This is a genomic window from Halostella limicola (assembly GCF_003675875.1).
Classification (GTDB): Archaea; Halobacteriota; Halobacteria; order Halobacteriales; family Natronoarchaeaceae; genus Halostella; species Halostella limicola.
In genome coordinates, this window is the sequence record NZ_RCDI01000001.1 from 1079953 (window position 1) to 1092300 (window position 12348).

Annotated in this window: 14 protein-coding genes; 7 read left to right on the plus strand and 7 right to left on the minus strand. The window is 71.4% G+C overall.

From position 1 onward, the window contains the following. Positions 1–11 precede the first annotated feature (11 nt). Positions 12–1181, minus strand: a complete 1170-nt coding sequence (locus D8670_RS06475) for an NAD-binding protein (RefSeq protein WP_121817245.1) — start codon at positions 1179–1181, stop codon at positions 12–14. 83 nt (positions 1182–1264) lie between these two features. Here D8670_RS06475 and D8670_RS06480 point away from each other — a divergent pair, with 83 nt between their 5' ends. From D8670_RS06480 to D8670_RS06495, 4 genes are read left to right on the plus strand one after another with little or no spacing between them, the layout of a single operon-like run. Further along, complete coding sequence (locus D8670_RS06480) at positions 1265–2500, plus strand: TrkA C-terminal domain-containing protein (protein WP_121817246.1); 1236 nt, start codon at positions 1265–1267, stop codon at positions 2498–2500. Next, on the plus strand, positions 2500–3651 hold the full coding sequence (locus D8670_RS06485; RefSeq protein WP_121817247.1) for a cation:proton antiporter regulatory subunit: 1152 nt from the start codon (positions 2500–2502) through the stop codon (positions 3649–3651). Before D8670_RS06480 ends, D8670_RS06485 begins: the two co-directional genes overlap by 1 nt. A gap of 20 nt (positions 3652–3671) precedes the next feature. Continuing rightward, entirely contained in the window at positions 3672–3947 is a 276-nt protein-coding gene (locus tag D8670_RS06490) for a ubiquitin-like small modifier protein 1 (protein ID WP_121817248.1), read from the plus strand. A 59-nt stretch (positions 3948–4006) separates the two neighbouring features. Next, positions 4007–4531, plus strand: coding sequence for a MarR family transcriptional regulator (locus tag D8670_RS06495; protein WP_121817249.1), 525 nt, complete (start codon positions 4007–4009; stop codon positions 4529–4531). 13 nt (positions 4532–4544) lie between these two features. Here the strand turns inward: D8670_RS06495 and D8670_RS06500 are convergent, their stop codons facing one another. From D8670_RS06500 to gatD, 4 genes are all read right to left on the minus strand, one after another. Further along, positions 4545–5759 carry an acyl-CoA dehydrogenase family protein gene (locus D8670_RS06500; RefSeq protein ID WP_121817250.1) on the minus strand — a complete coding sequence of 405 codons (1215 nt, stop codon included), beginning with the start codon at positions 5757–5759 and terminating at the stop codon, positions 4545–4547. A 129-nt stretch (positions 5760–5888) separates the two neighbouring features. Beyond that, positions 5889–6638, minus strand: a complete 750-nt coding sequence (locus tag D8670_RS06505) for an SDR family NAD(P)-dependent oxidoreductase (RefSeq protein ID WP_121817588.1) — start codon at positions 6636–6638, stop codon at positions 5889–5891. Positions 6639–6793: 155 nt separating this feature from the next. Next, positions 6794–7720, minus strand: coding sequence for a GNAT family N-acetyltransferase (locus tag D8670_RS06510; RefSeq protein WP_121817251.1), 927 nt, complete (start codon positions 7718–7720; stop codon positions 6794–6796). Further along, complete coding sequence (gatD, locus tag D8670_RS06515) at positions 7711–8952, minus strand: Glu-tRNA(Gln) amidotransferase subunit GatD (RefSeq protein WP_121817252.1); 1242 nt, start codon at positions 8950–8952, stop codon at positions 7711–7713. The genes D8670_RS06510 and gatD overlap by 10 nt, the downstream gene beginning before the upstream one ends. A gap of 128 nt (positions 8953–9080) precedes the next feature. Between gatD and D8670_RS06520 the strand changes: the two genes are divergently transcribed. Continuing rightward, the gene (locus tag D8670_RS06520) at positions 9081–9608 is read left to right on the plus strand and encodes a hypothetical protein (protein WP_121817253.1); all 528 of its coding nucleotides are present in this window, start codon (positions 9081–9083) and stop codon (positions 9606–9608) included. 43 nt (positions 9609–9651) lie between these two features. Continuing rightward, positions 9652–10128, plus strand: coding sequence for a DUF456 domain-containing protein (locus tag D8670_RS06525; RefSeq protein ID WP_121817254.1), 477 nt, complete (start codon positions 9652–9654; stop codon positions 10126–10128). 19 nt (positions 10129–10147) lie between these two features. Here the strand turns inward: D8670_RS06525 and D8670_RS06530 are convergent, their stop codons facing one another. Both D8670_RS06530 and D8670_RS06535 read right to left on the minus strand, forming a co-directional pair. After that, complete coding sequence (locus D8670_RS06530; protein ID WP_121817255.1) at positions 10148–10822, minus strand: metalloregulator ArsR/SmtB family transcription factor; 675 nt, start codon at positions 10820–10822, stop codon at positions 10148–10150. 41 nt (positions 10823–10863) lie between these two features. Beyond that, complete coding sequence (locus D8670_RS06535) at positions 10864–11661, minus strand: hypothetical protein (RefSeq protein ID WP_121817256.1); 798 nt, start codon at positions 11659–11661, stop codon at positions 10864–10866. Positions 11662–11976: 315 nt separating this feature from the next. On the opposite strand from D8670_RS06535, the gene D8670_RS06540 reads away from it, so the two are divergent. Next, complete coding sequence (locus D8670_RS06540) at positions 11977–12339, plus strand: DUF5802 family protein (protein WP_121817257.1); 363 nt, start codon at positions 11977–11979, stop codon at positions 12337–12339. The last annotated feature ends 9 nt before the right edge of the window (positions 12340–12348 follow it).

Below are 12348 nucleotides of genomic sequence, written 5' to 3' on the forward strand. Positions count from 1 at the left end.
CGAGCGGATCGCTACTCTTCTTCCAGAAGCCGGTTCGCGATCGCCTCGGTGTCCCCCTCGCCGAGCGCGGACTGCGCGAGCAGGTGACTCCCGATGGTCGCCGGGCTGATCACCGTGTCCGCGCCGGCGCGGCGGAGCTTCTCGACGTTCTCGCGGTCCGTGGCGGCCGCGACGATGCGGACGTTCGGGCGGAGCTGCCGGGCCGTGAGGACGCTCAGCGCGTCGTCACCGTCGCTGTTTGTCGCCGCGATGACCGCGCGGGCGTCGGCCAGTTGCGCGCGTTCGAGCGACTCCTCGTCGCTCGGGTCCTCGTTGATGACGTGAACGCCCCGGTCCCGGAGCGCCTGCGTTCGTTCGGACCGCGGCGCGATGACGACGTACTCGACGACGCTGTCGTCGAGTTCCGACAGCAGCGGTTCGGTCAGTTCGCCGTACCCCAGAACGAGGACGTGGTTTTCGAGGAGTTCGAGCTGTGATTCGGTCATTTTACCGAGTGCCTTCGTGAGTCGTGCTTCGATCGCCGGTCCGAGCAGCGCGCCGAGTGCGATGGCGAAACTGGCCGTCCCGATGGTGACGACGGAGATGGAGAACAGCTTCGCCGTCTGGGTGGTCGCCGTCACGTCGCCGTACCCGACCGTGCTCGCGGTGACGATGGTGTAGTAGAACGCGTCGAGGACGGTGGAGACGCCGGAGAACCCCTCGCGGAGCGCGTACGTCCCGACGGTGCCGTACACCAGCACGCCCGAGAGCGCGATCGCCGAGGCGAGCTGCGAGGTCGTCAGCGTCACCTCGCGGTCGAAGCGACGGTAGTTCACGAGGACGACCGGGAGCGCGATCGTGGAGAGCACCACTAGCGGGAACGACAGCTGGCTCGACTGCACGAGCCCCTGTCCGGCCGTCACCGGGAGCAACACGACCGTCGTGTACCAGGCGGCCCGGAGGCCTCGACGCAGTCCGAGCGCACTGGCGAGCATGAGAAACCCGGTGAGCGCGCCAGTGAACCCGGCGAGCTGCTGGATCTCCGCCGGGACGTGTTCCCCCAGCGGGCCGAACACCGTGGTCGTCCCGATGTTGGCGATTCCCGTCACAACCGACACCAGAGCGACCGCCATCACCAGCAGCACGGAGGTCTGCGCGCCTACCGGGTTCCGGCGACCGATCCACCTCCGGCCCTCGACCATACCTCTCAGTGGCCAGCGCCGCCAATAAAGCCCGTCGGTGTCCGGTCGGTAGCCATTTACCGGACCCCTCCCATGCTCGTTGCATGCCTTCGCTGCCAGTCGAGATCCTCCTCGGCATCTACCTCGGCCTGCTGACGGGGATATTCCCCGCCCTCATCTCGGGCGGCCTCGGCTTCATCTTCAAGTACTTCACCGGCGTCACGCTCCCCGGACTGGGGGTCGTCGTCCTCGCCGTCGCCGTCGCGGGCGTCAACGGCGGGCTCCTCGGCCTCATCGACCCGACGATAAAGCAGTCGCCGCGCCTGCTCGTCGCCGTCACGGTCGTGATGATGCTCGCCCTGTACGCCCACAGCCAGGGCGACAAGCTCGGCGCGAGCCTCCCGAAGCGCTTCTCGCTGCGGTCGCTCCGCCGTCGGACGCTCTCGATGGACGTCGTCGACTTCGTCGGCGGCATCGGGCAGGTGACGATCGTCCCCGCCGGACAGGTCGGCGACATGGAGGGATACCCGCCGCTTCCGGCCGACGTCCGGTCCGCGATCGGGGCCGGCTCATGGAAGTTCCCCGCCGACGTCCCCATCGAGGAACTCGAACGGCGGCTGGCAGACCGCCTGCGCTCCGAGTACGACCTCGCGGACGCGACGGCGACCATCGACTCGCACGGCCGGGCGACGATCAGCGCCGCGCCCCCCTCGGGCGGGCTCTCCCGCCGGGTACCGAAGGGCCACCGCGCCGTCTCCGTGAGCGCGCTCGTCCCGACGGGCGTCGCCCGCGGCGAGAAGGTCCGCGTCCTCACGGACGGCGGAGCGGTGTCGGGGACGGTGCTCAGCGCGAAGTCGGACCCCGACGCCGACCCGCCGGCTCCGGCGGTGGCGACGGACGGTGGCGAGGAAGAACCCGCGGGGATACCGGTTCCGACGGCCGCGCCGACGACCACCGGCGGCGAGGGACGGATCACCGTCGCCGTCCCCAGCGAGCGGGCCGGGACCCTGCTCGGGGCGTCTCGGGGGCGCGTCGTCGTCCTCTCCCGCGGCACTCGGCGGGAGTACGAACTCGTCTCCCTCTTCCGGCGGAACGGCAAGCGGATCGAGCGGCTGACGATCGGCGACGCGGGCGCCTCCGGGGGGTCGCGACTCGACCCGGCGACGTTCCGGGCGGACCACGGCGTCGCCGTCCTCGCGGTCAACCGGAACGAGTCGGGCGACGCCGACGGCGGTTGGGCGTTCTCCCCCGCCGGGTCGGCCCCGCTGGCGCCGGGCGACGAGGTGTTCGTCGCCGGGAAGCCCGACGCCGTCGAGCGGTTCAGGGAGGTGGTTCGCTGATGGCCGTCCTGGCGCTCGAATCGCTCGCCGCGGCGGTCACCGGCATCCTCGTCTTCGCCGTCATCGCCGGGAGCATCACGGCGCTGACGGCCTTCGCGTACCGCTGGTACGGCCACGAGACCGTTCCGGAGGGGCTCGCCGTCCTCGTCGGCCTCTCAGTCATCGCGGCGTGGCTGAACACCGACGCGGCGCTCCAGGAGGCGATCGTGGGGAACTCCGACCTGCTCGACCCGTCGGTCGCCGCGTTCACCGTCGCCGCGTTCGTCGCCGGCGGCGTCGCCTCCGACCTCGGCCGGCGCGGCGGCGACCGCCTCGCCGCCGACTCGCTGTCGGTCACCGGCGCGCGCAACATCGACGCCGAGGTGAGCCAGCTCGTCAGGGCCGCCGGGCGCGTGATCCGCGTCGAACTCCCCGAGGAGATCGACGACATCGACGGCTACGACCCGGTCCCGGAGGAGACGAAGCGGGACCTCGCCGGCACCGTCTTCCTGTTCCCCCGCCGGATCACCGTCGCCGAACTGGAGCGCCGCATCCGCACACGGCTGAAGGACGACTACGGCGTCGGTCACGTCGACCTCTCCGTCGCGGCCGACGGCGCGGTCGACTACGTCGCGGTCGGGAGCCGGGCGGCCGGGATCGGCCCGACGCTGCCGCCCGGCTCCGCGGCGGTCGCCGTCCGCGCGGACCCGGCGTTCAGCGCCTCGCCCGGCGACCGGGTGCAGGTGTTCCGCGACGGCCCGACCCCCGAGCGCGTGACGACGGCGGAACTGCGCGCCGCCGTCTCGGACGTGGCGACGCTGGCCGTCGACGAGGCCGACGCGGCGACGCTCGACCCGGACGACGCCTACCGACTCGTCACCCTGCCCGCCGAGGCCTCGGCCGACCGCGAGTTCGCGTCGCTGCTCCGGGCCGCCGACGAGACGATGGCCGCGGTCGTCGTCGAGGCGGGGAGCGACGCGGTCGGTCGGACCGTCGGGTCGCTGTCGGTGACCGTCGCGGCGGTGACGACCGCGGACGGGGTCACCGAGACCGTCCCGGAGCCGGACCGCGCGCTCGCGCCCGGCGACACCGTCTACGCCGTCGCCCGCCCGAACGCCCTCCGCGAGTTCGAGGGCGCGGCCGGCTCGCCGGAGGCGGAAGTTACTTCCTGACGGGCGAGCCACCGACGTGCATGGAGTGGAAATTGTTCGCCGACCTCGCCGAGCGGGCGGGACAGAAGCGCGTCCCCGTCGCCGGCGACGCCGCGACCGTCGGGGAGGCGCTCGACGCCCTCCTCGACGAGCACCCCGCGCTCGAAGAGCGCGTGCTGACCGACGACGGCGACCTGCGCGACCACATCAACGTCCTGCGCAACGGGACGAACGTGCTCGTCGAGGGCGACGGGCTCGACGAGGGCCTCGAAGCGGGCGACGAGCTCGCGCTGTTCCCGCCGGTCTCCGGCGGGTGACCGGGCGGACCGCGCCGGGACCCGAACTGCAAAGGCGGTCGCCCCACGATTCCTGACCGATGACCGAGACGAAGCCGCTGGAGGAGATGGGCCTGAAAGCGCGCGACGCCATCATCCTCCACGAACTGGCCAAGGACCCGCAACGCTCCTCGCGGGAGCTCCGGGACATCCTCGCCGAGGAGCACGACATCGACGTCTCGCACGTCACCGTCAGCGAGTCGATCCGGACGATGCGCGAGCAGGAGGTGTTCCGGGAGGCCGTCGTCCCCAACGAGGAGCACCTCATCTTCTCGCTGTTCGAGTTCCAGTTCGACCCCGGCAGCTTCGAGGACAACTGGCGGGCGGCGCTCGAGGACATCCGCGACGACAAGCACACCTTCCTCTACTTCCTCGCCGACGGCGAGTACCAGTGGAAGACCATCATGATGTTCGAGACCCGCGAGCAGGAGTCGAAGTGGATCCACGACTTCTACAAGGAGCACGGGGAGCTGATCAGCAACCTCCGGAACTCCGTCGTGACGAACGTGCTGAAGTTCGGTACCGACCCCGAACTGTTCGAGGAGTTCAGCGGCAAGTTCGAGTGAGTGCGGCCCCGTCTCAGCCGTCGTAGCGGGTGACTGCCTCCAGTTCCCCCGTCGGCGGGTCCTCGAACGCGTCGCGGGCGATGGTCCGGCGGTGGACCTCGTCGGCGCCGTCGATGACCCGGAACTGCCGGACGTTCTCGTAGAAGTCGGCGAGCGGGAGGTCCTTCCCGATGCCGTTGCCGCCGCAGCACTGGACGGCGGCGTCGACGGCCTCCTGTGCGGCGTTGGCGGCGAACGTCTTGCACATCGCGACGGGGATGCGAGCCTCCCGCCCGTCGCGGATCCGGCCGGCGGCGTGGCGGACCATCGTCCGCGCGGCGTGCAGTCGGGTGCGGTGGTCCGCGACCTCGAAGCGCAGCGCCTGCTTCTCCGACAGCGGCTCGCCGAACGCCTCGCGCTCGCTCGCGTACGCCGTGGCGATGTCGAGCGCCCGGTCGGCCATCCCGAGGAAGCGCATGCAGTGCGTGAGGCGGGCGGGACCGAGGCGGCGCTGGGCGATCTCGAACCCGGCGTTCTCCGCGCCGAGCAGGTTCTCCTCGGGCACCCGGACGTCCCGGTACCGTATCTCGGCGTGGCTCGCCCCCGTCACCTCGCCGCCGAGGTGGGCGACGTCTCGGACGATATCGACGCCCTCCGTGTCGGAGGGGACCAGGAACATCGAAGAGCCCGCGTACGGGTGGGCGTCCTCGTCGGTGCGGGCCATCACGATCAGCAGGTCGGCCTCGCTCCCCTGCGTCGTCCACCACTTGTGCCCGTTGATGACCCACTCGTCGCCGTCTTTCTCCGCGGTCGTCCGGATCATCTTCGGGTCGGAGCCGCTCCCCTGCATCGGTTCGGTCATCGAGAAGCCCGACCGGATCTCGCCCTCGGCGAGCGGGCGGAGCCAGCGCTCCTTCTGCTCCTCGGTGGCGACCATCTCCAGCGTGTGCATGTTGCCCTCGTCGGGCGCGGCACAGCGCATCGCCACCGCGCCGAGGAGGCTCCTCCCGGCCTCCTCGAACACCGGCAGCATCGCCCGGAAATCGAGGCCGAGGCCGCCGTACTCCTCGGGGATCTGCGGACCGTACACGTCGTACTCGCGGGCTCTCTCCCGCAGGTCGGCGACCGTCGCGCCGTCGACGGGGCCGTTCCCCAGCAGTTCCCGCTCGACCGGGATCGCTTCCGCCTCGACGAACTCGCGCGCTCGCTCCGCGACCTCGCGGCCGCGCTCGGGGTCGTCGTACTCCATGTTCGCACCTGTCGTTACCGATGTAAAAGGTTGCTCCCGAATCCCTGTGAACGAGAACGGTAAACAGCGATAAACGGGCTAACTGTCGTCGTGCTATCTAACAATGTTAGTCGATCTCGGCGGGAGGTCCTACCGCGACGTCCACCCGCCGTCGGCGGCGAGGCACTCGCCGGTGACATAGCTCGCGGCGTCGCTCGCCAGGAAAACTGCCGGACCCGCCAGCTCCTCGGGGTCGGCGAAGCGGTCGAGCGGCGTCCGGTCGAGGATGGACTCGCGCAGGGCGTCGTCGGCCTGCAGTTCCTCGGTGAGTTCGGTCTTCACGTAGCCCGGCGCGAGCGCGTTGACGCGGACGTCGGGGGCCCAGTCGAGGGCCATGCTCTTGGTCATCCCGACGAGGCCGTGCTTCGACGCGACGTAGGGGTGCTGGCGCGGCAGGCCGACGAGGCCGCCGACGCTGGCGACGTTGACGACGCACCCGCCGCCGCGCTCGTGCAGGGCCTCCGCGGCCGCCGCGGCGCAGCGGAACGCGCCGCCGAGGTTCACGTCGAGCGTGAACTCGTACCCCTCCGGCTCGACGGCCTCCGGCGGGCCGAGCGCGCCGTCGGGGTTCACCCCGGCGTTGTTGACGACGACGTCGACGCCGCCGAACTCGGCGACCGTCTCGTCGATCAGCGCCTTCACGTCGCCCTCGTCGGTCACGTCGGTCGTGACGGCGAGCGCCTCGCTCCCGCGCTCCCGGACCGCCTCGCAGGCCGCCTCGACGTCCTCGCGGGTGCGCGAGGTCGGAACCACGTCCGCGCCCGCCTCGGCGAACCCCTCGGCGATGGCGCGGCCGATGCCTCTGCCGCCGCCGGTGACGACGGCGACCGACCCGTCCATCGAGAACCGGTCGGTCGTCACGCCGCGCTCACCCCTCCGGGTCGGTCGGTACGCGGCCGTCTCTCGCGCCGGTCAGTCGGCTGCCGAGCGTCGTCTGCCATACCGTGGCTGTCGAAAACGTCGCGGAAAAGCGTTCGGCAACCGGAAAGCGGCCGTCAGCGGCGCTCGGCGGTCAGGTCAGCCGCCATGACGAAGTCCGGCTCGTCGGAGACCGGCGTCCGGGCCGCCGCCACGTCGCTGACGTGCCGGACCGTCTCCGGTATCAGGACGCGGACGTCGTCGGCACCCAGTTCGCCGGCGTCCCGGCGGACCGCGGCCAGCAGGTCGCGACAGGCGGCGAGGTCCTCCCACGCGCCGACGCCGTACTCGACGTGGTGCTCGACCTCGCCGTCCTCGTTCTCCCGCTCGTAGTCGCGGACGCGGTAGGCCGTCCCGCGCGTGCCGTCGTCCCGCACGGCGAAAACGGCCGTCTCGTCGGCGGCGTGACGCAGGTCCTCCCGGGTCAGCTCCCGCATCGCCCACGTCTCCTCGAACGAGAGCGTCAGGCCGCGCAGGCGGTCGCGCGCGTCGCTCCGTGCCCAGTAGGCCCAGGCGTCGTCCGGGTCCTCGCTGATCGCCGCGCCGGGCTCGGCGTCGGGGTCCGGTTCGGGACGGGCCCACCGGAACTCCGTCGCGGGGGCGAACCCGGTCGCGCGGGACTGGCCGAGGCCGGCGACGTTCCACGAGAACACCATGTTCCGCGCGACGGCGGCGCCGCGGTCCCGCGCCCAGTCGAACAGGGCGTGCGTTATCCGCGTACTCACGCCCTCGCCGCGGTGGGACGGGGCGACGCGCATCCCCTGACACCACGCCTCGTGGTCGGACAGCAGGACGGCCTGCGCGATGCCGACGACGGCCTCGTCGTCCTCGGCGACCAGCGTCCGCCGCCGGTCGCCGCCGTCGGGGCCCTCGATCCAGTCGTGGTAGATGCGGGGGATGTAGTCGCTCCCCTCACGGTCCGCCCAGGTGTCGCTCGTGAACGCGACGACGTCGTCGTAGTCGCCGCTCCGCGCCGGTCTGATCGTCAGCCCGCTCACTCCCATGGCACCGACCGTTCGGTGAGTTCGCCGGAAAGCGGCTCCGCCATCGCCGTCTCGGGGTCCGCGGCGTTCTCGAGCGCCCACATCAGCTTCACCTTCGCCGTGCCGGGGAGGGTGTCGCCGGCCTCGACGACGCCCGCCTCAAGCAGGTCGCGCCCGGTGTCGTAGACGCGGTCGCAGACCCGCCCTTCGAGGCACTGGCTGGTCATGACGACCGTCGTCCCGTCCTCGACCAGTTCCTCGATCCGCGGGACGAGGTCGGTGTGGACGTGGCCGAGGCCGGTGCCCTCGATCACCAGGCCAGACTTGCCCTCCGCGACGTCTAAGTACGCCGGGTCCATCCCGGGCGTGAACTTCAGCAGCTCCACGTCGGGGTCGAGCTCCGGGGCCAGCGAGAGGTCGGCCTCGCCGCGCTCCCGGTAGTCCCGGCGGAACGAGACCCCCCGCGTCTCGTAGTCGACCCGGCCGAGCGGCTCCGCGCCGACCGTCTCGAAGGCGTCGCGCCGGGAGGTGTGGTTCTTCCGCACCCGGGTGCCGCGGTGGAGCGCGCAGGCGTCGTCGCTCTCGCTCTCGTGCATGCAGACCATGACCTCCGCCGCGTCGGCCTTCGCGGCCTCGACGGCGCAGACGGCGTTCATCACGTTGTCCGAGGAGGGCCGGTCGGCCGAGCGCTGGCTCCCCGTGAACACGATCGGCACCGGCGTGTCGAGCATGAACGAGAGCGCCGACGCGGTGAACTGCATCGTGTCGGTGCCGTGCATGACGACGACGCCGTCCGCGCCCGCCTCGATCTCCTCGTGGACGGCCTCGGCGAGGTCGCGCCAGACGTCCGGCGTCATGTTCTCCGAGAGGATGTTGGCGACGACCCGGCCGCGGTAGTTCGCCAGCCCCGCGAGGTCCGGCACGGCCCGGAGCACGTCCTCGGCGTCGAACTGCGCGGTCACCGCGCCGGTCCGGTAGTCGACGGTCGACGCGATGGTGCCGCCGGTGCTGATAAGCGAGATCGTGGGGAGGTCCTCGTCGAACTCGACCTCGGAAGACTCCTCGCCGCCGCCCTCCTCGATCTCGTACACGTCTGACTCCAGCACGTCGACCTCGGCGCCCTCGCGGTCGATCCCGACGTTGTACCCGCCGTCGAGCTTGACGACGAGGTGGTCCTGCGTCGTCGACGGGAGCAACACGCCCTCGTGAGTCTGGTCCGCGCGCTCGACGCGGACCCGGTCGCCTGCGTTCATCTTACCGGGCGTTCGGCCCGCGTCACTTCAAGCGTTGCGTTATCGCCGGCGGCCCCGACGACGCGGTCGACGACCGCCCTCGAACCGGTCTCGGTGCGTTTATGCGGCGGGGGGCCGGCCGATCGCCCATGAACGTCGACGCGGTCGCTCACGCCGCGGGCGCGGAGCTACGGCCGGTGCCGACGCGGGTCGCCGTCGCCGTGCTGGCCGGCTTCGCCGCGGCCGCGGTGGCGCGGATGGTAATGAGCCTGCTCCCCGAGGGGGACGTCGCGCCGCGGGTCGCCGTCGCGGCCGCCTGGCCGGACGCCCCGCCGAACGTCGTCCCCGCCGCCAGCCACAGCGCGCACTACCTCGCCGGCATCCTCGCCGCCGTCGCGTGCGAACTCCTGCTGGTCGCCGTCGAGGGCGTCCGGACGACCGAGGCGCTCCTGTTCGGCTGGGTGTCGCTCGCCCGCATCGCCGCGAGCGCAGCCGTCGCCGCCGTCCTGATCGCCGTCTTCACGGGCGCGCTCCTGCCCCGCGTCGGCCCCGGGAGACTGCCCCGGTACGAGGAGCGCGCCGGCGGCGTCCGGCGCGACGCGGCGATCGCCGCCGGCGTCTACGGCCTCGCCCTCGCCGCCGTCACCCCCGCGCTCTACCTTCTCTTACCGGTGTGATCCGAGGGAAAAATCCTTCCCGGTCGGCCCCGTACCCCGTCGCATGAGCGAACGCACCGACCAGCTCACCAGATCGGGCGAGGAGCGCGGCGTCGACGAGCCGCTCGACGGCGTCGAGCGCGACTCGGTCGACGGTGGGCTGGAGACCGTGGCGGAACGAGGGGACGAAACCGGGGGCGTCCGACGGTGGTTCTCGCCGCGGTTCTTCCTCCTCTCGGCGGTCCTGCTCGCCGTCGCGCTCGTCGGCGGGTCCACGGTCCCGGTGTTCGGCCGCCCGCTCGGCCTGTTCGTCGTCGCCTTCGCCCTGGGCCTGGTCAGCGAGGAGCGCCGGTACGCGGAGGTCGGACTCGCCGGCGTCGCCGTCGGCGGCGTCGGCTCCCTGCTCCGCAACGCCGTCCTGACGCTGACCGGCGTGGGCCTTCCGCTCGTCGTGGTGAGCGCCGTCATCGGGGGCGTCGCCGCGCTAGCGGGGGTCTACTTCGGCCGCGACCTCCGCGACGGTCTCACCCGGGAGATATAGCCGACCGACCCGTCGCCTCTCAGCCGAGCGTCCACCCGTCGTCGACCCGCCGGACCAGCCCGTCCTCCGACATCGCGGCCAGCGTCTCCTCGACCAGTTCCGGCGGCGCGTCGACGGCGTCGGCGAGGTCGCCGACCTCGCGGGGGCCGTCCGCGAGACACCGCAGGACGTCCGCCGAGAGGCGGCTGTCGACGTCCTCGTCGGTCGCCTCGGCGATGCGGTCGAGCAGGTCGGTCATCCGGCCCTGAACCCAACGCTGGGCGAGCGAGAGCTCGTTCTCCAGGTCCTCCAGCTCCGCGAGCTCCGCCGCGAGCGCCTCCGGGTCGTCGGCGTCCCCGTTCGACACCTCGTCGTCCGAGCGCGACTCGACGTCGACCGAGAGGTAGCGACACGTGGTGATGTCGAGGCTCTTGCTCGTCGGGTAGGCGCTTTTCGCCCCGAAGCCGTACGGCGAGACGTTCACCTCCAGGCGGACGTTCCGGGCGATGTGGAAGTACTTCCGGCGCTGGTCGTCCGTGTGGCTCTCGACCAGTCCGGCCTCTTCTAGCTTCCGCAGGTGCTCGATGACGGCCTTGGGGCTCACGCCGAGGTACTCGCTGATCTCGGTCACGTAACAGGGTTTCCGCGAGAGCAACCGCAGGATTCGCCTGCGGTTCTCGTTGCCCAGGAGGTCGAGCAGTGCGGCAGAATCCATTCAGCCGATAGTTCGCCGCGAGCGGTAAAAAGGGTGTCTGCTCAGGCGATCAGTCTGCCGTTGTCGGGCCCGCCGCCGTTGCCGCCACCGTTTCCGCCGCCGTTACCGCCGTCTTCGTCACCGTCGTCATCGTCGTCGCCGTCGTCGCTGCGGTTCTCGTTTCGCTGGTCGTTGGCGTTCGCGTTCGCGTCGTCGGGCCCGTTCCCAGGCTTGTCCTCCGGGCCGCCCTCGCGCCCGTTCGCCTCGCCGTTCCCGCGGTCGCCGTCCGGGCCGCGGTCGGGCCGCTCGTCGGGGACGACCGACATCCCTCTCGCGATCGCGGCGACCTCCTGGCCGGAGAGCTCGGACGCGTTGTTCCGGATGGACCGGAGCGCCGTCGCGTTCACGCCCGCCCTCTCGGCGAGCGGTTCGGTCCGGTCGACGGACCGCTCCAGCGAGCGGATGTCGCTGACGAGCCGGCTCATCCTCGCCTGGTACTCGACCCGGCTCATCTCGTCTCTGTTCTCCTGCAGTTCGCGCTTTCGCTCGCGCAGCTCCGCGAGGTCCCCCTGCAGGTCGCCCGTCCTGTCCTCGACCAGCGCCGCGCGGTCGTCCTCGGCCCGCTCGTCGTACTCGGCCTCGAACATGCCGTCCTCGACCGCGCCGTCGGCTTCGGACGCGGACGACTGCATGAACGCGGAGATCTCCGCCCCCATGGAACTGTCGTTCGTGGAGTTCGTCGGGGCTCGATCCGCCCCGTCCGTCGCCCCGCCCGTCGCAGCGCCGACTATCGGCACCGCGACGGCGAGCAGGGCGACGGCACAGAGGACGGCCGCCGCCGGGACCCGTGAATCGGTCATTACCGGTTTTCTAACGTGTCGGGGGTTAAAAACCCGGACCTTCGTTCGCTCCGTTCAAACCGGGAGAGAGGCGGCCCGAGATGTCGTTTTAGCGTTTAATAACCGTTCTCTCGCCGTCCTCGCAGATCGGCTCGATCGCGGCTCGTCCGGCCCCGAACCGCGGTTGCCGGCCGTTGAGTCACGGGGGTGTGCGTCACCGCCGCGGCCCGTCCGGCCGCGTCCGGTCGGTACGGGCGTCGAGACTGTTTGCACTGCGTGATAAGCGCTGTGGCGAAGCCTTATCAGCGTCCGTACCCTGTCATGTTCTTGCATAGCATGTTCGAGGAGTTCTCCAGCGGCTACTACTTCGGACGGCTCTACGTGGAGCCGTTCGACGGGGACCGCGCGCTCATGCAGCGCGAACAGCACGAGCGCGTCAACGAGCAACTGTACGCGAGCGGCGAAGGCGTCGAGCGCCTCGACGCGCCGCTCGTGATGAAACTCGACAACCGGCACTTCCCGGTACACGGGGAGGAGGGCGTTCCCTCCGACACGCTCGCCGTCCCCGAGGATCTGCTCGACGACGGGCTCCGAAGTCCGCCGACGCTCCGCGAGGTGCTGCTCGCGAAGGCGGACCGGGCCACGCAGTTGCTCCGCCTCTCCGGCGGCGTCGGCTTCGATCCCGCGGCGGGCACCTGACGCCGCCGT